The following is a 16864-nucleotide window of genomic DNA, read 5'->3' as shown; positions in this document are numbered from 1 at the left end:
ACCGGGTCGCTTCGGGCGGATGCGGGTCCCCGACCGGGGACGGAACCTGCGACAATTTGTGCAAACTATTCGCATTTGCAGTTCTTCACACCCCATGGCAGGATCAGCCCCGGATTGGCCGGCTCCGCCTCTGCCAGCGGCGGCCCGGCCGGCAAGGATAGCGGCTCATGTTCGTCTGCATCTGCAACGCCATCAACGATCGCTCCGTGCGGGAGATCCTCGCCGACGCGCCTCACATCACCTCGCCTGTCGGCGTGCATCGCGCCGCCGGCTGCAAGCCGCAATGCGGCCGCTGCATGGAAAGCATGGCCGACATGATCGCCGAGGCGCGCGCCGGCGATTGCCTCGCTGGCGCCCTACAGGCCGCCGACTGATCCCTTTGGCGGCTGCGCTCCAACCGAGATTGCATTTGACCCCCGCGCCATGAGCGGCCGACACTGTCCCTCCCCTTGACGAGGAGAGGCCGGTGCGATGAAGGGCGACCCCAAGGTCATCGAATATCTGAACAAGGCGCTGAAGCTCGAGCTGACCGCCATCAATCAGTATTTCCTGCATGCCCGCATGTTCAGGAACTGGGGGTTCCACAAGCTCGCCGAGATCGAATACGAGGAATCTATCGACGAGATGAAGCACGCCGATCGCCTGATCGAGCGCATCCTCTTCCTCGAGGGGCTGCCCAACCTTCAGGATCTCGACAAGCTCCTGATCGGCGAACACCCCGTCGAGTGCATCGAATGCGACCTCAAGCTCGAATATGCGGCCCATGCCTTCTACAAGGAGGCCATCGCCTATTGCGAGCAGGCGAAGGACTACGTCAGCCGCGAACTCTTCGAGCACATACTGGAGAGCGAGGAAGAGCATATCGACTTCCTCGAAACCCAGCTCGATCTGGTGAAGTCGGTGGGCCTCGAAAACTATCTCCAGTCGCAGATCGGCGACGGCAAGCCCTCCTCCTGAGGCGGGGGCTCAGCCCCCCACCGTCGCGGTCAAGGTCCGGTCGCCGCGCTTGATGGCAAAGTCCCATTGCTGCCGCGTCGCCGCCGTCACGCCGACAAGCTCGCTCACCGAGTCGATCTTCTGGCCGGCCACCTCCAGCACGATATCGCCCGGCTGGAACTGAAGCTGCGCGGCAGGAGTGCTGTCATTGATGCCGAGGATGACGACACCCTTTCCGCCAAGCGCATCGAGCCCGATTTCATCGGCGACCGCCGGCGAGAGATTGGCGACCGTCGCGCCTGCGAAAGGATTGCGCCCCTTGATGAGCGTCTTGTTGGCGGGCGGCGTCTCGGGCGGAGGCTGCAGCGCGACCTGCGTCTCCGCCACCCGCCCGTCGCGCAGATAGCGCACCTTGACCTTGCCACCGAGCGCCTTGGTGGCGAAGCGGTAGCGCACGGCCTGCGGATCGTCCGTGTCGTAGCCATCGACGGCGCGAATGACGTCGCCCGGCTTGAGGCCCGCCCGCGCAGCCGGGCCGCCGGCAAAGACATCCCGCACCAGCGCGCCGCCGGGCCTGTCGAGGCCGAGCGACTCGGCGAGCTGCGCGTCCACCGCCTGTAGCTGCGCGCCCGGCCATGGCCGCTTGATGCGTCCGCCGTTTCTGGCGCTGTCGACAACTTGCCGTACCATGTTCGATGGAATGGCGAAGCCGATGCCGACACTGCCACCGCTCTGCGAATAGATGGCGCTGTTGATGCCGATGAGCTTGCCGTCGGTCGTCACCAGAGCGCCGCCCGAATTGCCGGGATTGATCGCCGCATCCGTCTGGATGAAGAACTGATAGTCCGAGACGCCGATATGCGTCCGCGCGAGTGCCGAGACGATGCCGGATGTCACGGTCTGCCCGACGCCGAAAGGATTGCCGATCGCGAGCACGAGATCGCCGACCTCGACGGTGTCGGAATCCTTGAAAGTGAGGAACGGGAGCTTCTCTCCCTTTGCGTTGATCTTGAGCACGGCAAGGTCGGTGCGCTCGTCCGACAGCACGACCGTCGCCTCGAATTCGCGTCTGTCCGCCAGCGCCACCTTGAATGCCTCGCCTCCCTTGATGACGTGATAGTTCGTCACGATGAGGCCGTCAGACCCGACGATGACGCCGGAGCCGAGCGATTGCTGCACGCGCTCGCGCGGGATGCCGAAGCTGAAGCGATCGCCGAAAAAGCGCTGGAAGAAGGGATCGTTGAAAAAGGGCGAGATGGGCTGCGTCTGCACGACCCTCTTGGAATAGACGTTGACGACCGCGGGCGCGACTCGCTTGACGAGCGAGGAATAGGAAAGCGTGACCTCCGCTGCCGAACCGGGCATGGCGCGCGTGTCGGCCTTCGCCTCCCACGGGAAAAAGGCAAGCGTGGCGCCGAGCGCCAGCGCTGCAAGAGCCATGGCGAACGATCCGCCGAAGGAAGATTGCGTCATGAATTCAACCACCAACATCGCACGTCCCTCTCGCAAAGGACGGGCCTCTTGCCCCCGACCGGATTCTTCGCGAGCCGGGCAGGCACTGCAAGATGGAAAATGATCCCGCGACTTTACCTTTTCGTCATGCGCCGCGAGGGAACCGGGGCCAGGCCAAGAAAAAAGGCAGCCATTTCTGGCTGCCTCTCATTCTCCTGACGGAAGGGTTCCGGCCGGCCGTTCAGGCCGTCGCCATTGCCTCTTCCTCGTCACCCTCGACGAACACGGGGCCACTGTCCTGGCCCTTCGCGCTCTCGTCGCGATCGACGAATTCAATCACGGCCATCGGCGCATTGTCGCCGAAGCGGAAGCCGGCCTTCAGCACGCGGATGTATCCGCCCGGGCGGTCCTTGTAGCGAGGCCCGAGCACGTCGAACAGCTTGGCCGCCCACTTCTTGTCGGGAAGCTGCGCATAAGCCTGACGGCGCGTGTGCAGCGTATCCGTCTTGCCGAGCGTCACCAGCTTTTCGACATAGGGGCGCAGCTCCTTCGCCTTCGGAAGCGTCGTCACGATCTGCTCATGCTTGATGAGCGCGACCGCCATGTTGGCGAACATGGCCTTGCGGTGGCTTGCGGTCCTGTTGAGCTTGCGGCCGGAATTTCCGTGACGCATGACCCCTTCTCCTTACTTCTAGGCGACGCCTGCAAGGCGTGGCGATCAATACTGGTCTTCGTAACGCTTCGCGAGCTCTTCGATGTTCTCCGGCGGCCAGTTCGGCACTTCCATGCCGAGGTGGAGCCCCATCTGAGCCAGCACTTCCTTGATTTCGTTGAGCGACTTCCGCCCGAAGTTCGGCGTACGGAGCATCTCCGCTTCCGTCTTCTGGATGAGGTCGCCGATATAGACGATGTTGTCGTTCTTGAGGCAGTTGGCCGAACGGACCGAAAGCTCCAGTTCGTCGACCTTCTTGAGCAGCGCCGCATTGAACTCGAGTTCCGGGCGGGCCTCCTCGACGAGCTTCTGCTCCGGCTCCTCGAAATTGACGAAGATCTGGAGCTGATCCTGAAGGATGCGCGCGGCATAGGCCACGGCGTCCTCCGGCGTGACGGCGCCGTTCGTCTCGATCTGCATCGTCAGCTTGTCATAGTCGAGGATCTGCCCTTCGCGGGTGTTCTCGACCTTGTAGGAGACGCGCCTGACCGGGCTGTAGAGGCTGTCGACCGGAATGAGGCCAATCGGCGCATCTTCCGGACGGTTGCGATCGGACGGCACATAGCCCTTGCCGAGCGCGACAGTGAATTCCATGCGGATGTCCGCGCCCTGGTCGAGCGTGCAGAGCACGAGATCGGGGTTCAGAACCTCGATATCGGCGCCTGCCGTGATGTCGCCGGCCGTCACCACGCCCGGCCCCGTCTTGGCGAGCGTCATGCGCTTCGGGCCTTCGGCATGGAGGCGCAGCGCGAGCTGCTTGATGTTCAGGATGATGTCGGTCACGTCCTCGCGGACACCGGCGATGGACGAGAATTCATGCAGCACGCCGTCGATCTGCACCGCCGTCACGGCAGCGCCCTGAAGCGACGACATGAGAACCCGGCGCAGCGCGTTGCCGAGCGTGAGGCCGAAACCGCGCTCGAGCGGCTCTGCAACGACCGTTGCAAAACGGCCGGCATCGTGGCCCGGATTGATCTCGAGCTTGTTCGGCTTAATCAGCTCTTCCCAGTTCTTCTGGATCAATTTCTAAACCTCATGCCATTTGCGGCCGCGTTTGGCGGCCGGACGGGAGACTTCCGTCATTTGGTCTCTTTAACGTCCGCTCCACCATCCAATCGTGCGAACAGACGCGACCAGCCAAGGTCGAAAATATTGACGCTGTTACACGCGGCGGCGCTTGGGCGGCCGGCAGCCATTGTGCGGGATCGGCGTCACGTCACGAATGGTCGTCACCGTGAAGCCGATCGACTGAAGTGCACGCAGCGCGGACTCGCGGCCCGAACCCGGACCCGTCACCTCGACCTCGAGGGTGCGCATCCCATGCTCCATCGCCTTCTTGCCGGCATCTTCCGCCGCCATCTGCGCGGCGAAGGGCGTCGACTTGCGCGAGCCCTTGAAGCCCATCATCCCGGACGACGACCAGGAGATCGTGTTCCCCTGCGCATCCGTGATCGTGATCATCGTATTGTTGAACGAAGAATTCACGTGGGCGACGCCCGACGAGATGTTCTTGCGTTCCTTGCGACGAACCCGGGTCTTTTCCTTAGCCATCGATCTCAAACCTTGCGTCTAGCCCGAGCGTCACTCGCCCCGGCACAAAAATGGGGCTCTTACTTCTTCTTGCCGGCAATGGCCTTGGCCGGGCCCTTGCGCGTGCGCGCATTGGTGTGCGTGCGCTGACCATGCACCGGGAGGCCCTTGCGGTGACGCAGGCCGCGATAGCAGCCGAGGTCCATGAGGCGCTTGATGTTCATCGCGACTTCACGACGCAGATCGCCTTCCACCAGGTAATCGCGATCGATCGTTTCGCGAATCTGGATGACCTCGCTGTCGGTCAGCTGGTTCACGCGGCGCTCGGCCGGAATGCCGACCTTCCCGCAGATTTCCTTGGCCTTGGCATTGCCGATGCCATGGATATAGGTCAGCGCGATAAGCACCCGCTTGTTTGTCGGGATGTTGACGCCAGCAATACGAGCCACTTTATTCTCCTGCTCTCCGTATCGGTCTCAAACCCGATACAATCCTCATTTGGTAGGGCGAACCACCCCGGTCCGCACCAGATGGGGAATCGCTCCAGACGGCGCCTATGTCAAAACCCGGCTGGAACCACCCGAAAATCCGCGGAATTCCGCCAATTTTCGGCCCACAACCGGTATTGCCCTGAAAGTGCCGTCGCGAAGGCCGGGATTATAGGTTTTACCCCTACCCAGTCAACCGCTTAAGCCAATTTCCCTTTTTTCTCTCCAAGCCCGAGGACCCCTTCGATCTGCCGGGTGACCTCGTCGATATCTCTCATCCCGTCCACGCCCCTGAGCACGCCGCGCTGCTTGTAGTAGGCGACGAGCGGAGCGGTCTGCTCGTGATACACCCGAAGCCGCTTTGCCAGCGCCTCGGCATTGTCGTCCGCGCGCGGACCGCCTTCCGTCTGCGCGGCCCGGCCTTCGATGCGGCCGAGCAGGATCTCGTCATTGACCTCAAGCTGGACAACGGCATCAAGCTTCGTGCCCTTGCCGGCCAGCATCTTGTCGAGGGCCTCGGCCTGGGCGACGTTCCGCGGGAAACCGTCGAGAATGTAGCCCGCCTTGCAATCCGGCTGCTCGATCCGGTCGGCGATGATGCCGACGACAATCTCGTCCGGCACGAGATCGCCCCGCGCCATGATCGCCTCGGCCTTCTTGCCGACCTCGGTTCCCGCCTTGACGGCCGCCCGCAGCATGTCGCCAGTGGAGAGCTGCACGAGACCGTAGCTTTCCTGCAACCGCTGCGCCTGCGTCCCCTTGCCGGCGCCGGGCGGTCCGAGAAGAATAAGCTTCATCGACGCGTCCCCCTGAGCTTCGACTTCTTGATGAGCCCCTCATACTGGTGCGCAAGCAGATGGCTCTGAATCTGCGCGACCGTATCCATGGTCACGCTGACGACGATCAGAAGCGACGTACCGCCGAAATAGAACGGTACCTTATATTGCGTGACCAGAAACTCCGGCAGAAGGCAGATCAGCGTCAGATAGGCAGCGCCCACCACGGTCAACCGGGTCAAAACATAGTCGATATATTCAGCCGTGCGCTGGCCCGGACGGATGCCGGGAATGAACCCGCCATACTTCTTCAGATTGTCGGCCGTCTCCTTCGGATTGAAGACAATGGCCGTGTAGAAGAACGTGAAGAAGATGATGCCGGCGGCGTAGAGCCCCATATAGAGAGGCTGGCCATGACCGAGCAGCGCCGTCACGACGCCAAGCCACTCCGGTCCCTGCCCGGCCGAGAAGTTCGCCACAGTGATCGGCAGCAGAAGCAGCGACGACGCGAAGATCGGCGGAATGACGCCCGACGTGTTGAGCTTCAGCGGCAGATGCGACGAATCCCCGCCATACATCTTGTTGCCGACCTGGCGCTTCGGATACTGCACGATGAGCCGGCGCTGGGCACGCTCGACAAAGACGATCGCCATGATGACGAGGACGACCATCACGCCGACCATGAGGATCGCACCCGACGACAGCGCGCCCTGGCGGCCGAGTTCCAGCGTGCCGAGCAGCGCCTGCGGCAGCGTCGCCACGATACCCGCAAAGATGATCAGCGAAATGCCGTTGCCGACGCCGCGCGAGGTGATCTGCTCGCCCAGCCACATCAGGAAGATGGTGCCGCCAACCAGCGTGATCGTCGTCTCGATGCGGAAGAACATCCCCGGATCGGTGACGACATGCTGCGCGCCTTCGAGGCCCACGGCGATCGCATAGCCCTGGATCGCCGCCAGCATCACCGTTCCGTAGCGCGTGTATTGGTTGATGATCTTGCGGCCCTGCTCGCCTTCCTTCTTCAGCTCCTCCAGTTTCTTCGAAACCGAAGTCATGAGCTGAATGATAATGGAGGACGAGATGTAAGGCATGATCCCGAGCGCGAAGATCGCCATGCGGCTGACCGCGCCGCCCGCGAACATGTCGAAGACGCCCAGAATACCCGTCTGCTGCTGGTGAAAGAGCTTCGCCAGCTCCGCCGGATTGATGCCGGGGAGAGGGATATAGGTTCCGAGGCGGTAGACGACCAGCGCCGCAAGCGTAAACCACAGACGCTTCTTCAACTCATCCGCCTTAGCAAAGGCCGCGAAGTTGAGATTTGCTGCGAGCTGTTCAGCCGCTGATGCCATATCCGCCTAACCCTGTGTGGCCGCCGGTCAGACCGGAGCCCTTACTCGGCCGTAGCCGCTTCCGCCTTCGGCGCGATGATCGTCACCGAACCGCCCGCCTTCTCGACGGCGGCCTTCGCGCCTTCCGACGCGCCGGCGACCTCGAATGCGAGCTTCGCCTTGAGCTCGCCCCGGCCGAGAAGCCTGACGCCGTCCTTGGCGCGGCGGATCACGCCGGCCTTCACCAGGGCCTCGGCATCAACCTTGGCCTTGGCGTCGAGCTTGCCCGCATCCACCGCCGCCTGAACCCGGTCGAGGTTCAGCACGTTGAAGTCGAGCCGGAACGGATTCTTGAAACCGCGCTTCGGCAGGCGCATGTGGATCGGCATCTGGCCGCCTTCATACCCCTTCACCGCCACGCCGGAACGGGACTTCTGTCCCTTCACGCCACGTCCGCCGGTCTTGCCCTTCGTCGAACCGATACCACGGCCGACGCGAATGCGCGATTTGCGGGCGCCCGGATTGTCGCTGATTGTATTGAGCGTCGTCATCTCTCTCTCGCCTCGCAAACCTTACGCCTCGTCCACGACACGGACGAGATGGGCCACCTTGCTGATCATCCCGCGCACCGCCGGCGTATCCGTCAGCGTACGCGTCCGATTCATCTTGTTGAGGCCGAGACCGATCAGCGTTTCCCGCTGGCCGGGCTGCCGCCTGAGCGGGCTGCCGATCTGCTGGACGGTTACGGTCTTGCCGTCTGTCTTCTTCGCCGACATATCTCGGTTCCTCTGACTTTAGTTCGTTCCGCCTGACTTACTCAGACAGGGCTTCACCGGCGCCATCGGCACGACGGCCGACGATCTCGCTCACCTTCTTGCCGCGACGAGCAGCGACCATGCGCGGGCTCTGCTCGTGCTTCAGCGCGTCGAAGGTCGCGCGCACCATGTTATAGGGGTTCGAGGAGCCCAGCGACTTCGCCACCACGTCCTGCACACCCAGCGTCTCGAAAACGGCACGCATCGGACCGCCGGCGATGATCCCGGTACCGGCCGGCGCCGCACGCAGAACCACGCGGCCCGCGCCATGACGCCCATCGACGTCGTGATGCAGCGTGCGCCCTTCGCGCAGCGGCACGCGGATCATCGCGCGCTTCGCCGCATCGGTCGCCTTGCGGATCGCCTCGGGAACCTCGCGCGCCTTGCCATGGCCGAAGCCGACACGGCCCTTCTGGTCACCGACAACGACGAGCGCCGCAAAACCGAAGCGCTTGCCGCCCTTCACCACCTTCGCGACGCGGTTGATGTGGACCAGCTTGTCCACAAACTCGCTGTCGCGCTCTTCCCGGTCCCGCTCTCGTGTTCTTTCGCGTGCCACTGTCAAATCCTTCAGAAATTGAGACCGCCTTCGCGGGCGCCGTCAGCGAGCGCCTTCACACGCCCGTGGTAGATGTATCCGCCGCGATCGAAAACCACGTCCTTGACGCCCTTTTCAAGCGCACGCTCCGCGACGAGCTTGCCGACAACCGCCGCACCGTCGACATTGCCGCCCTTCGAGGCGAACCCGTCTTCCAGCGAGGAGGCGGATGCCAGCGTGACGCCCTGCGCGTCGTCGATGACCTGGGCGTAGATGTGCTTCGAAGAACGGAACACTGAGAGCCGCGGACGTCCGTTCGCGATCATCGCGAGCTTGGTGCGGTTCCGCTGCGTCCGGCGCTGATGAAGATTCTTCACTTTGCTCATAGCCATCCGCTCACTTCTTCTTGCCTTCCTTGCGGAAGATGAATTCGCCGGCGTACTTCACGCCCTTGCCCTTGTAAGGCTCCGGCTCGCGGTAGGAACGGATTTCCGCCGCCACCTGGCCGACCTTCTGCTTGTCGATGCCGCTGATCGAGATTTCGGTCGGCTTCGCCACCTTGACCTCGATGCCCTCGGGGATCGCGTAGAGAACTTCATGGCTGAAGCCGAGGCTCAGCTGAATGTTCTTGCCCTGCAGCGCCGCGCGGTAGCCGACGCCGTTGATCTCGAGCGTCTCGGTGAACCCTTGCGTGACGCCAACCACCAGATTGTTCACGAGGGTGCGCGAGAGGCCCCACATGCCGCGGGCGCGCTGCGAGTCGTTGCGCGGCGTCACCTTGATGCCGTCAGCTCCCTGCTCCACCGCCACGTCGTCGACGAGCGTGAGCTTCATTTCGCCCTTCGGACCCTTCACGGCCACTTCCTGGCCGTTGATGGTCACGGTCACCCCTTTCGGGACCTCGATGGGCCTTTTACCAATTCGCGACATGGTCGTCTCTTTCCCGTCGTACGGCGGAGCTTGCTGCGCGTTTTAGAACACGCGGCAGAGCACCTCGCCACCTACATTCTTCTCGCGCGCCGCCGCGTCGGACATGATGCCCTTCGGCGTCGAAAGGATCGAAATCCCGAGGCCGTTATGTACCGTCGGCATCGTCTTCACCGACGAGTAGACGCGCCTGCCCGGCGTCGAAACGCGCTCGATCATCTGAATGACCGGGGCGCCTTCGTTGTACTTCAGCTCGATCTCGAACTCGCTCTTGCCGTTCGGATAATCGACCTTCGCATAGCCGCGGATGAAACCCTCATCGGCGAGCACGTCGAGCACCCAGCCGCGAAGCTTCGATGCGGGCGTGATCACCTTGCCTTTGCCCCGGAGCTGTGCGTTCCGGATGCGCGTGATCATATCGCCCAGTGGATCGGTCATCGTCATGCGCGTCTCCTCACCAGCTCGACTTCACCATGCCGGGGATCTGCCCCCTGGACGCGAGGTCCCGGAGCGCGATACGCGACATGCGCAGCTTGCGGTAATACGACTTGCTACGGCCGGTCAGCTCGCAGCGGTTATGAATACGGGTCTTGGACGAGTTGCGCGGAAGCTCCGCGAGCTTCAGCTGCGCATTGAAGCGCTCTTCGACCGGCAAGGATTGATCGATCGTCATCGCCTTCAGCTTCGCCCGCTTGGCGGCATATTTCGCCGCCAGCTTCCGCCGCTTCTGGTCTCTATTAATGGCGCTTTTCTTAGCCATCCAAACCTCCGTCGGGTTCACGCCCTTCGCGAACCACAAGATTCCTACTTTGCGAACGGGAAATTGAACGCCCGCAACAGCTCGCGTGCTTCCTCGTCCGTGCCTGCCGTCGTGCAGACAATGATGTCCATGCCCCAGACCTGATCGACCTTGTCGTAGTCGATTTCCGGGAAAACGATGTGCTCCTTGAGGCCCATGGCGTAGTTGCCGCGCCCGTCGAAGCTCTTCGCATTGAGGCCGCGGAAGTCGCGCACGCGAGGCAGAGCCACCGTCACCAGGCGGTCGAGAAACTCGTACATGCGATCCTTGCGCAGCGTGACCTTCACACCGATCGGCATGTGCTCACGGAGCTTGAAGCTCGCGATGGACGTCTTCGCCTTGGTGATGACCGGCCGCTGGCCGGCGATCGCCTGAAGATCCTCGAACGCGCTCTTGACCTTCTTGGAGTCGCCGACGGCCTCGCCGACGCCCATATTGATCACGACCTTGTCGAGTTGCGGCACCTGCATGATGTTGCGGTACTGGAACCGCTCCTGCATTACCGGGCGAATTTTCGCCAGATACTCCGCTTTAAGGCGCGGTGTGTACTGAGCTTCAGCCATCGATCGTTTCTCCCGACGCCTTGGCGAAACGAACCTTGCGGCCGTCTTCCAGCGTCTTGAATCCAACTCGCGTCGGCTTGCCGGTCTTCGGGTCCTCGATCGCGAGGTTAGACAGGTCGATCGACGCTTCGCGCGAGACGATGCCGCCCGTCGAGGTCTGCGACGGCTTCGTGTGACGCTTTACAATATTCACGCCCTGAACGAGCGCCCTGTTCTCTTTCGGGTAGACGGCAAGCACTGCGCCCTTCTTGCCCTTGTCCCTTCCCGTAAGGACGACGACCTTGTCGCCCTTCTTGATTTTCGCAGCCATCAAAGCACCTCCGGCGCGAGCGAAACGATCTTCATGTGGTTCTTTGCCCTGAGCTCGCGTGTCACCGGGCCGAAGATGCGGGTGCCGATGGGCTCGCCCTGGGCATTGATGAGAACCGCAGCGTTGCGATCGAAACGGATCACGCTGCCGTCGACCCGACGAATTTCCTTCGCGGTACGAACCACGACGGCCTTCATCACGTCGCCCTTCTTCACCTTGCCGCGCGGGATCGCCTCCTTGATGCTGACGACGATGATGTCGCCAACGGAAGCGTACTTCCGCTTGGAGCCGCCCAGTACCTTGATGCACATCACGCGGCGCGCACCTGAATTGTCAGCGACGTCGAGGTTCGTCTCTTGCTGAATCATGACTTCATCCGCCTTGCTCGGAAGAAGCCTTCACCCTTCGGGCTCAGGCTTCGTCCTTGAATACTTCCCACTGCTTCAGCTTCGACATCGGCCGGCACTCGCGGATCTTCACGACATCGCCAACCTTCACCGAGTTGCTCTCGTCATGCGCGTGATACTTCTTCGAGCGGCGCACGATCTTCTTGAGCAGCGGGTCACTGAAGCGGCGCTCGACGCTCACCACCACCGTCTTGTCGTTCTTGTCGCTGACCACGACACCCTGCAGGATTCTCTTCGGCATTTCTAAATCCTCAGCCCTTGACCTGCGCGACTTCGCGCTGGCGCTGGATCGTCTTGATGCGCGCAATATCGCGGCGCACCTGCCTCACGCGCGAGGTCTTTTCCAGCTGTCCGCTCGCACCCTGGAAGCGCAGGTTGAACTGCTCCTTCTTCAGCTTCAGGAGCTCGTCCTGCAGCTGGTCCGGCGTCATGTCTTTCACTTCGCTGGCCTTCATGGCCTCACCCTTTCGTTCTAACCGCGCTCCGGCGGACTTGTTCCGCTTCAGGCGCGCTCGCCGGGACGGGCCACAAACCGCGTCTTGATCGGCAGCTTGGCGGCCCCGAGGCGAAGCGCCTCCTCGGCAACGTCCAGCGGCACACCGTCCAGCTCGAACATGATCCGGCCGGGCTTCACGCGGGCAGCCCAGAACTCCGGAGAGCCCTTGCCCTTACCCATGCGGACTTCGGTCGGCTTCTTCGAAACCGGGACGTCCGGGAAAATGCGGATCCACACGCGGCCAGCACGCTTCATGTGACGGGTGATCGCGCGGCGCGCCGCTTCGATCTGCCGCGCGGTCACGCGAGCGGGCTCCTGCGCCTTGAGGCCGAAAGCCCCAAAGTCGAGGTTCGTGCCACCCTTGGCATTGCCATGGATGCGGCCCTTGTGAGCCTTGCGGAACTTAGTGCGCTTCGGTTGCAACATGATCGAAACTCTCTTCGCTCAATTCTTCGGTGTTCAGGCGCGCTCTTCGCGACGCTGACGTCCACCCGTTTCACCGGCGCCGCCCTCGAGAGCGCGACGCTCGGAGGCCATCGGATCGTGCTCGAGGATTTCACCCTTGAAGATCCAGACCTTCACGCCGCACGTGCCATAGGCGGTCTTCGCCGTGGCGACGCCATAGTCGATGTCGGCGCGCAACGTGTGCAGCGGCACGCGGCCTTCGCGGTACCACTCGGTGCGCGCGATCTCCGCGCCGCCGAGGCGGCCGGCGCAGTTGATGCGGATCCCGCCGGCGCCGAGACGCATGGCCGACTGGACCGCCCGCTTCATCGCGCGGCGGAAAGCGACGCGGCGCTCGAGCTGCTGCGCGATGTTCTCCGCGACCAGCGTCGCGTCGATCTCGGGCTTGCGCACTTCGACGATGTTGAGGTGCACTTCCGACGCCGTCAGCTTGCCGATATCACGGCGCAGCTTCTCGATGTCGGCGCCCTTCTTGCCGATCACCACACCCGGGCGCGCCGTGTGAATGGTCACGCGGCACTTCTTGTGCGGACGCTCGACGACGATCTTCGAGATACCGGCCTGCTTGAGCGTCTTGCCCAGGAACTCGCGGATCTTGATGTCTTCGTGCAGAAGCTTGCCGTACTCCTGACGCCCCGCGAACCAGCGGGAATCCCAGGTACGGTTGACGCCAAGCCGCAGTCCGATCGGATTGACTTTCTGACCCATCAGGCCTGCTCCTCGACTTGCCGTACAACGATGGTGATCTGGCTGAAGGGCTTCTCGATCCGCCCCACGCGGCCGCGCGCACGCGCATGCCAGCGCTTCAGCACCAGGTTCTTGCCCACATAGGCCTCGGCCACGACGAGATCGTCGACATCGAGGCTGTGGTTGTTTTCAGCGTTCGCGATGGCGCTCTGCAGCACCTTCTTCACGTCGCGCGCAACGCGCTTGTTGGAGAAGGTCAGGTCAGCGAGCGCGGTGTCCGCCTTCTTGCCGCGGATGAGCTGCGCGACCAGATTGAGCTTCTGCGGGCTCACCCGGATCATGCGGCCGACGGCCTGAGCTTCGTTATCGGGAAGCCTGCGCTTATGTGCTGGTTTGCCCATGACTTACCCCTTCTTCGCTTTCTTGTCAGCCGAGTGGCTGAAGAACGTCCGCGTGGGGGCGAACTCTCCGAGCTTGTGGCCGACCATGTCCTCGGTCACGAGCACAGGAACGTGCTTCTTGCCGTTATGCACGGCAAAGGTGACGCCGACGAACTGCGGCAGGATCGTGGAGCGCCTGCTCCACGTCTTGACGACATCCTTGCGGGCCGATGTACGCGCGGCTTCTGCCTTCTTGAGAAGGTAGCCATCGACGAAGGGGCCTTTTTTGACGGAACGTGCCATGTCGAGCTACCTCAACCCTTCTTCTTGTGACGGCTGCGAAGGATGTACTTATCCGTCGCCTTGTTTTGCCGGGTCTTCTTGCCCTTCGTGGGCTTGCCCCACGGAGTGACCGGATGACGGCCACCCGAAGTGCGGCCTTCACCGCCGCCATGCGGGTGATCGACCGGGTTCATCGCAACGCCGCGAACGGCGGGCCGCTTCCCGAGCCAGCGATTACGGCCAGCCTTGGCGAGCGTGATGTTGGCGTGATCGGGGTTGGACACCGCACCGATCGAGCCCATGCACTCGCCGCGCACGAGGCGCTGCTCGCCGGACGAAAGACGCAGGATCGCGTAGCCCTGATCGCGGCCGACGAGCTGCACATAGGTGCCCGCCGAACGCGCGAGCTGGCCGCCCTTGCCGGGCTTCAGCTCGACATTGTGCACGATCGTGCCGACCGGGATCGACGAAAGCGGCATCGCGTTGCCCGGCTTCACGTCCACACGCTCGCCCGACACTACCGTGTCGCCAACCGCCAGACGCTGCGGCGCCAAGATATAAGCCAGCTCGCCATCGGCGTACTTCACGAGGGCAATGAAGGCCGACCTGTTCGGATCGTATTCGAGCCGCTCGACCGTCGCCGGCACGTCGTATTTGCGGCGCTTGAAGTCGATGATGCGATAGGTCCGCTTGTGACCGCCGCCGCGATTGTACACGGTCGTGCGGCCATGATTGTTGCGGCCGCCCGACTTCGTGAGGCCATGCGTCAGCGCCTTGACCGGCTTGCCCTTGTGGAGGGCCGAACGGTCGACCAGCACGAGGCCACGCTGCGCGGGGCTGGTCGGTTTATACTTCTTCAGTGCCATCGGTCCAGCTTCTCTATTAGAGACCGGTCGTCACGTCGATGGAAAAACCATCTTCGAGCGTCACGATCGCCTTCTTGAAATCGCTCTGCTTGCCGGCCACGCCGCGGAAGCGCTTCGTCTTGCCCTTACGCACCAGCGTATTGACGGCCTTCACCTTGACGTCGAAAAGCTTTTCGACGGCTTCCTTGACCTGCGGCTTCGTCGCCTTCGGCGCCACCTTGAAAATGACCTGGTTCGCTTCCGAGGCCATCGTCGCCTTTTCGGTGATCACCGGCGAAACGATAATGTCGTAATAACGCTCGTTCATTTGAAGCGAGCCTCCAGGCTCTCGACCGCGGCTTTGGTCAGCACCAGCTTCTCACGCCGCAGAATGTCATACACGTTGATACCCTGCACCGGCAGCACATCCACATTCGGGATGTTGCGCGCGGCGAGCGCGAAGTTCTCGTTCACCTCGGCGCCGTCGATGAAAAGCGCCGACTTGAGGCCGAGCTTGCCGAAGGCGTCCTTCAGGGCCTTCGTCTTCGGCGCGTCAACATTCGTATCCTCGAGGATAACGAGGTTGTCGCTCTTCGCCTTCGACGAAAGCGCATGACGCAGAGCGAGCGCGCGAACCTTCTTCGGTAGATCGATCGCATGGCTGCGAACCACCGGACCGAAAGCCTTGCCGCCGCCGCGGAACTGCGGCGCCTTGCGGTCGCCGTGACGGGCGCCGCCAGAACCCTTCTGCTTCATGAACTTCTTGCCCGTGAGCGAGATTTCCGAACGGCCCTTCGTCTTGTGCGTCCCGGCCTGCCGCTTGGCGAGCTGATAGTTCACCATGCGATGCAGAAGATCAGCGCGAGGCTCGAGCCCGAACACCTCATCCGAGAGCTCGACCGTGCCGGCCTTCGTCGCCGCGAGTGTGGTTACGTCGGCTTTCATCACGCACCTTCCTTCTGCGCGTCCGCAGCGCCATTCGCGCGACGCACCGCGCCCGGCGTCGGAACGCCTTCCGGCAACTTCGTCTTCACGGCGTCGCGCACAAGCACCCAGCCGCCCTTGGAACCCGGAACGGAGCCCTTCACCATGATCAGGCCGCGCTCGACATCCGTGCGGACGACTTCCACGTTCTGCGTGGTGACGCGCTCGGCACCAAGATGGCCGGCCATCTTCTTGCCCTTGAACACCTTGCCCGGATCCTGGCGCTGGCCGGTCGAACCGTGGCTGCGGTGGCTGATCGAGACGCCGTGCGTGGCCCGAAGACCGCCGAAATTGTGGCGCTTCATGACACCGGCATAGCCCTTACCGATCGAGGTGCCGCTCACGTCGACGCGCTGACCTTCGACGAAATGATCCGCCGTGATCTCGGCGCCCACATCGAGCAGGTTGTCTTCGCTGACGCGGAACTCGACGAGCTTCAGCTTCGGCTCGACCTCGGCCCGCGCGAACTGCCCACGCTGAGCGCGCGCGACGTTCTTCACCTTCGCGCGACCGGCACCGAGCTGTACCGCTGTGTAGCCGTTCTTCTCGGCCGTGCGCTGGCTCACAACCTGAACGTTGTCGAGCTTCAGCACCGTCACCGGCACATGGCGCCCGTCCTCCAGGAACAGGCGGGTCATTCCGACCTTTTTGACAATCACTCCGGAACGCATGGTCCCATTCCTCGTTCTAATCGGCGATCAGGCTCGTTTGTCTGAAAATCAGAGCTTGATCTCGACATCCACACCCGCAGCCAGATCGAGCTTCATCAGCGCATCGACCGTCTGGGGGGTGGGATCTACGATATCGAGCACGCGCTTGTGCGTCCGAATTTCGAATTGCTCACGGCTCTTCTTGTCGATGTGCGGACCGCGAAGCACCGTGAACTTCTCAAGCCGCGTCGGCAGCGGAATCGGTCCCAGCACCTGAGCGCCAGTGCGCTTCGCCGTGTTGACGATCTCCCGCGTCGAAACGTCGAGCACGCGGTGATCGAAACCTTTCAACCGGATGCGAATCTTCTGCCTTTGCATTTTCGTCCTCGTGCCTGTCGGCCGAATAAAGCGGGGCGCGGGCTGTCCGCGCCCCGTAAATATTACTTCAACACCTTGGAGACGACGCCGGCGCCGACGGTGCGGCCGCCTTCACG

General features: G+C 62.7%; 30 protein-coding genes. 2 read left to right on the top strand and 28 right to left on the bottom strand.

Features of this window, described 5'->3' with window-relative positions:
• Window positions 1–167: 167 nt before the first annotated feature.
• Both PKA57_RS12035 and bfr read left to right on the top strand, forming a co-directional pair.
• Window positions 168–374, top strand: coding sequence for a (2Fe-2S)-binding protein (locus PKA57_RS12035; protein WP_324300869.1), 207 nt, complete (start codon window positions 168–170; stop codon window positions 372–374).
• Window positions 375–471: 97 nt separating this feature from the next.
• The gene (gene bfr, locus PKA57_RS12030) at window positions 472–957 is read left to right on the top strand and encodes a bacterioferritin (protein ID WP_324300867.1); all 486 of its coding nucleotides are present in this window, start codon (window positions 472–474) and stop codon (window positions 955–957) included.
• Between the two features lie 9 nt (window positions 958–966).
• Here the strand turns inward: bfr and PKA57_RS12025 are convergent, their stop codons facing one another.
• The 28 genes from PKA57_RS12025 to rpsJ all read right to left on the bottom strand — a co-directional run bounded on the left by PKA57_RS12025 (window position 967) and on the right by rpsJ (window position 16748).
• A complete protein-coding gene (locus PKA57_RS12025; RefSeq protein WP_324300865.1) occupies window positions 967–2409 on the bottom strand; it encodes a DegQ family serine endoprotease in 1443 nt (480 codons plus the stop codon).
• A gap of 220 nt (window positions 2410–2629) precedes the next feature.
• Window positions 2630–3061 (bottom strand): 50S ribosomal protein L17, encoded by a 432-nt coding sequence (gene rplQ, locus PKA57_RS12020; protein WP_324300863.1) that lies wholly within the window; start codon window positions 3059–3061, stop codon window positions 2630–2632.
• A 45-nt stretch (window positions 3062–3106) separates the two neighbouring features.
• The gene (locus PKA57_RS12015; RefSeq protein ID WP_324300861.1) at window positions 3107–4123 is read right to left on the bottom strand and encodes a DNA-directed RNA polymerase subunit alpha; all 1017 of its coding nucleotides are present in this window, start codon (window positions 4121–4123) and stop codon (window positions 3107–3109) included.
• A gap of 138 nt (window positions 4124–4261) precedes the next feature.
• Window positions 4262–4651 (bottom strand): 30S ribosomal protein S11, encoded by a 390-nt coding sequence (rpsK, locus tag PKA57_RS12010; RefSeq protein ID WP_324300859.1) that lies wholly within the window; start codon window positions 4649–4651, stop codon window positions 4262–4264.
• A gap of 59 nt (window positions 4652–4710) precedes the next feature.
• Window positions 4711–5079, bottom strand: coding sequence for a 30S ribosomal protein S13 (gene rpsM / locus PKA57_RS12005; RefSeq protein WP_324300857.1), 369 nt, complete (start codon window positions 5077–5079; stop codon window positions 4711–4713).
• Between the two features lie 239 nt (window positions 5080–5318).
• Window positions 5319–5915, bottom strand: a complete 597-nt coding sequence (locus PKA57_RS12000) for an adenylate kinase (RefSeq protein ID WP_324300855.1) — start codon at window positions 5913–5915, stop codon at window positions 5319–5321.
• Complete coding sequence (gene secY / locus PKA57_RS11995) at window positions 5912–7243, bottom strand: preprotein translocase subunit SecY (protein WP_324300853.1); 1332 nt, start codon at window positions 7241–7243, stop codon at window positions 5912–5914. Before secY ends, PKA57_RS12000 begins: the two co-directional genes overlap by 4 nt.
• Window positions 7244–7284: 41 nt before the next feature.
• Window positions 7285–7773, bottom strand: a complete 489-nt coding sequence (rplO, locus tag PKA57_RS11990) for a 50S ribosomal protein L15 (RefSeq protein WP_324300851.1) — start codon at window positions 7771–7773, stop codon at window positions 7285–7287.
• A 21-nt stretch (window positions 7774–7794) separates the two neighbouring features.
• Window positions 7795–7998: a 50S ribosomal protein L30 gene (rpmD, locus tag PKA57_RS11985; protein ID WP_324300849.1), complete on the bottom strand. Its 204-nt coding sequence runs from the start codon at window positions 7996–7998 to the stop codon at window positions 7795–7797.
• 37 nt (window positions 7999–8035) lie between these two features.
• Window positions 8036–8596 carry a 30S ribosomal protein S5 gene (gene rpsE / locus PKA57_RS11980; RefSeq protein WP_324300846.1) on the bottom strand — a complete coding sequence of 187 codons (561 nt, stop codon included), beginning with the start codon at window positions 8594–8596 and terminating at the stop codon, window positions 8036–8038.
• Window positions 8597–8607: 11 nt separating this feature from the next.
• Window positions 8608–8961, bottom strand: coding sequence for a 50S ribosomal protein L18 (gene rplR, locus PKA57_RS11975; RefSeq protein ID WP_324300844.1), 354 nt, complete (start codon window positions 8959–8961; stop codon window positions 8608–8610).
• Between the two features lie 10 nt (window positions 8962–8971).
• The gene (gene rplF, locus PKA57_RS11970; RefSeq protein ID WP_324300842.1) at window positions 8972–9505 is read right to left on the bottom strand and encodes a 50S ribosomal protein L6; all 534 of its coding nucleotides are present in this window, start codon (window positions 9503–9505) and stop codon (window positions 8972–8974) included.
• Window positions 9506–9547: 42 nt separating this feature from the next.
• Window positions 9548–9946 (bottom strand): 30S ribosomal protein S8, encoded by a 399-nt coding sequence (gene rpsH / locus PKA57_RS11965; protein ID WP_324300841.1) that lies wholly within the window; start codon window positions 9944–9946, stop codon window positions 9548–9550.
• A gap of 10 nt (window positions 9947–9956) precedes the next feature.
• The gene (gene rpsN, locus PKA57_RS11960) at window positions 9957–10262 is read right to left on the bottom strand and encodes a 30S ribosomal protein S14 (RefSeq protein ID WP_324300839.1); all 306 of its coding nucleotides are present in this window, start codon (window positions 10260–10262) and stop codon (window positions 9957–9959) included.
• 44 nt (window positions 10263–10306) lie between these two features.
• Window positions 10307–10864 carry a 50S ribosomal protein L5 gene (gene rplE, locus PKA57_RS11955; RefSeq protein WP_324300837.1) on the bottom strand — a complete coding sequence of 186 codons (558 nt, stop codon included), beginning with the start codon at window positions 10862–10864 and terminating at the stop codon, window positions 10307–10309.
• A complete protein-coding gene (gene rplX, locus PKA57_RS11950; RefSeq protein WP_324300836.1) occupies window positions 10857–11174 on the bottom strand; it encodes a 50S ribosomal protein L24 in 318 nt (105 codons plus the stop codon). Before rplX ends, rplE begins: the two co-directional genes overlap by 8 nt.
• Window positions 11174–11542, bottom strand: a complete 369-nt coding sequence (rplN, locus tag PKA57_RS11945; RefSeq protein WP_324300834.1) for a 50S ribosomal protein L14 — start codon at window positions 11540–11542, stop codon at window positions 11174–11176. Before rplN ends, rplX begins: the two co-directional genes overlap by 1 nt.
• Before the next feature lie 43 nt (window positions 11543–11585).
• On the bottom strand, window positions 11586–11822 hold the full coding sequence (rpsQ, locus tag PKA57_RS11940; protein ID WP_324300832.1) for a 30S ribosomal protein S17: 237 nt from the start codon (window positions 11820–11822) through the stop codon (window positions 11586–11588).
• Window positions 11823–11832: 10 nt separating this feature from the next.
• Window positions 11833–12036: a 50S ribosomal protein L29 gene (gene rpmC / locus PKA57_RS11935; protein WP_324300831.1), complete on the bottom strand. Its 204-nt coding sequence runs from the start codon at window positions 12034–12036 to the stop codon at window positions 11833–11835.
• Window positions 12037–12083: 47 nt separating this feature from the next.
• A complete protein-coding gene (gene rplP / locus PKA57_RS11930) occupies window positions 12084–12503 on the bottom strand; it encodes a 50S ribosomal protein L16 (protein WP_324300830.1) in 420 nt (139 codons plus the stop codon).
• A 33-nt stretch (window positions 12504–12536) separates the two neighbouring features.
• Window positions 12537–13250 (bottom strand): 30S ribosomal protein S3, encoded by a 714-nt coding sequence (gene rpsC, locus PKA57_RS11925; protein WP_324300829.1) that lies wholly within the window; start codon window positions 13248–13250, stop codon window positions 12537–12539.
• On the bottom strand, window positions 13250–13630 hold the full coding sequence (rplV, locus tag PKA57_RS11920; protein ID WP_324300828.1) for a 50S ribosomal protein L22: 381 nt from the start codon (window positions 13628–13630) through the stop codon (window positions 13250–13252). The genes rpsC and rplV overlap by 1 nt, the downstream gene beginning before the upstream one ends.
• A 3-nt stretch (window positions 13631–13633) precedes the next feature.
• Window positions 13634–13912: a 30S ribosomal protein S19 gene (gene rpsS / locus PKA57_RS11915; RefSeq protein WP_324300827.1), complete on the bottom strand. Its 279-nt coding sequence runs from the start codon at window positions 13910–13912 to the stop codon at window positions 13634–13636.
• A gap of 11 nt (window positions 13913–13923) precedes the next feature.
• Window positions 13924–14757, bottom strand: a complete 834-nt coding sequence (gene rplB, locus PKA57_RS11910) for a 50S ribosomal protein L2 (protein WP_324300826.1) — start codon at window positions 14755–14757, stop codon at window positions 13924–13926.
• Window positions 14758–14773: 16 nt separating this feature from the next.
• Window positions 14774–15064 carry a 50S ribosomal protein L23 gene (locus tag PKA57_RS11905; RefSeq protein WP_324300825.1) on the bottom strand — a complete coding sequence of 97 codons (291 nt, stop codon included), beginning with the start codon at window positions 15062–15064 and terminating at the stop codon, window positions 14774–14776.
• Window positions 15061–15681: a 50S ribosomal protein L4 gene (gene rplD, locus PKA57_RS11900; RefSeq protein ID WP_324300823.1), complete on the bottom strand. Its 621-nt coding sequence runs from the start codon at window positions 15679–15681 to the stop codon at window positions 15061–15063. Before rplD ends, PKA57_RS11905 begins: the two co-directional genes overlap by 4 nt.
• On the bottom strand, window positions 15681–16391 hold the full coding sequence (gene rplC / locus PKA57_RS11895) for a 50S ribosomal protein L3 (protein ID WP_324300821.1): 711 nt from the start codon (window positions 16389–16391) through the stop codon (window positions 15681–15683). The genes rplD and rplC overlap by 1 nt, the downstream gene beginning before the upstream one ends.
• Before the next feature lie 48 nt (window positions 16392–16439).
• Window positions 16440–16748, bottom strand: a complete 309-nt coding sequence (gene rpsJ, locus PKA57_RS11890; protein WP_012111657.1) for a 30S ribosomal protein S10 — start codon at window positions 16746–16748, stop codon at window positions 16440–16442.
• Between the last annotated feature and the right edge of the window lie 116 nt (window positions 16749–16864).

This window comes from Parvibaculum sp., from assembly GCF_035325945.1.
GTDB lineage: Bacteria > Pseudomonadota > Alphaproteobacteria > Parvibaculales > Parvibaculaceae > Parvibaculum.
The sequence above is the reverse complement of the archived record's forward strand: the minus strand, read 5'-3'. Positions and strand labels throughout refer to the sequence as shown.

Excerpts from the sequence above, each read along its gene's own strand:
- rplB (WP_324300826.1), bottom strand. The coding sequence starts at position 14,757 with ATGGCACTGAAGAAGTATAAACCGACCAGCCCCGCGCAGCGTGGCCTC.
- rplC (WP_324300821.1), bottom strand. The coding sequence starts at position 16,391 with ATGCGTTCCGGAGTGATTGTCAAAAAGGTCGGAATGACCCGCCTGTTC.
- PKA57_RS12025 (WP_324300865.1), bottom strand. The coding sequence starts at position 2,409 with ATGACGCAATCTTCCTTCGGCGGATCGTTCGCCATGGCTCTTGCAGCG.
- rpsH (WP_324300841.1), bottom strand. The coding sequence starts at position 9,946 with ATGACGATGACCGATCCACTGGGCGATATGATCACGCGCATCCGGAAC.
- rpsQ (WP_324300832.1), bottom strand. The coding sequence starts at position 11,822 with ATGCCGAAGAGAATCCTGCAGGGTGTCGTGGTCAGCGACAAGAACGAC.
- rplX (WP_324300836.1), bottom strand. The coding sequence starts at position 11,174 with ATGGCTGCGAAAATCAAGAAGGGCGACAAGGTCGTCGTCCTTACGGGA.
- rpsN (WP_324300839.1), bottom strand. The coding sequence starts at position 10,262 with ATGGCTAAGAAAAGCGCCATTAATAGAGACCAGAAGCGGCGGAAGCTG.
- PKA57_RS11905 (WP_324300825.1), bottom strand. The coding sequence starts at position 15,064 with ATGAACGAGCGTTATTACGACATTATCGTTTCGCCGGTGATCACCGAA.
- rplO (WP_324300851.1), bottom strand. The coding sequence starts at position 7,773 with ATGACGACGCTCAATACAATCAGCGACAATCCGGGCGCCCGCAAATCG.
- rplR (WP_324300844.1), bottom strand. The coding sequence starts at position 8,961 with ATGAGCAAAGTGAAGAATCTTCATCAGCGCCGGACGCAGCGGAACCGC.
- rplV (WP_324300828.1), bottom strand. The coding sequence starts at position 13,630 with ATGGGCAAACCAGCACATAAGCGCAGGCTTCCCGATAACGAAGCTCAG.
- rpmC (WP_324300831.1), bottom strand. The coding sequence starts at position 12,036 with ATGAAGGCCAGCGAAGTGAAAGACATGACGCCGGACCAGCTGCAGGAC.
- rplQ (WP_324300863.1), bottom strand. The coding sequence starts at position 3,061 with ATGCGTCACGGAAATTCCGGCCGCAAGCTCAACAGGACCGCAAGCCAC.
- rpmD (WP_324300849.1), bottom strand. The coding sequence starts at position 7,998 with ATGTCGGCGAAGAAGACAGACGGCAAGACCGTAACCGTCCAGCAGATC.
- rplE (WP_324300837.1), bottom strand. The coding sequence starts at position 10,864 with ATGGCTGAAGCTCAGTACACACCGCGCCTTAAAGCGGAGTATCTGGCG.
- PKA57_RS12000 (WP_324300855.1), bottom strand. The coding sequence starts at position 5,915 with ATGAAGCTTATTCTTCTCGGACCGCCCGGCGCCGGCAAGGGGACGCAG.
- bfr (WP_324300867.1), top strand. The coding sequence starts at position 472 with ATGAAGGGCGACCCCAAGGTCATCGAATATCTGAACAAGGCGCTGAAG.
- rplN (WP_324300834.1), bottom strand. The coding sequence starts at position 11,542 with ATGATTCAGCAAGAGACGAACCTCGACGTCGCTGACAATTCAGGTGCG.
- rplF (WP_324300842.1), bottom strand. The coding sequence starts at position 9,505 with ATGTCGCGAATTGGTAAAAGGCCCATCGAGGTCCCGAAAGGGGTGACC.
- PKA57_RS12035 (WP_324300869.1), top strand. The coding sequence starts at position 168 with ATGTTCGTCTGCATCTGCAACGCCATCAACGATCGCTCCGTGCGGGAG.
- rplD (WP_324300823.1), bottom strand. The coding sequence starts at position 15,681 with ATGAAAGCCGACGTAACCACACTCGCGGCGACGAAGGCCGGCACGGTC.
- rpsS (WP_324300827.1), bottom strand. The coding sequence starts at position 13,912 with ATGGCACGTTCCGTCAAAAAAGGCCCCTTCGTCGATGGCTACCTTCTC.
- rpsJ (WP_012111657.1), bottom strand. The coding sequence starts at position 16,748 with ATGCAAAGGCAGAAGATTCGCATCCGGTTGAAAGGTTTCGATCACCGC.
- rplP (WP_324300830.1), bottom strand. The coding sequence starts at position 12,503 with ATGTTGCAACCGAAGCGCACTAAGTTCCGCAAGGCTCACAAGGGCCGC.
- rpsC (WP_324300829.1), bottom strand. The coding sequence starts at position 13,250 with ATGGGTCAGAAAGTCAATCCGATCGGACTGCGGCTTGGCGTCAACCGT.
- rpsK (WP_324300859.1), bottom strand. The coding sequence starts at position 4,651 with ATGGCTAAGGAAAAGACCCGGGTTCGTCGCAAGGAACGCAAGAACATC.
- secY (WP_324300853.1), bottom strand. The coding sequence starts at position 7,243 with ATGGCATCAGCGGCTGAACAGCTCGCAGCAAATCTCAACTTCGCGGCC.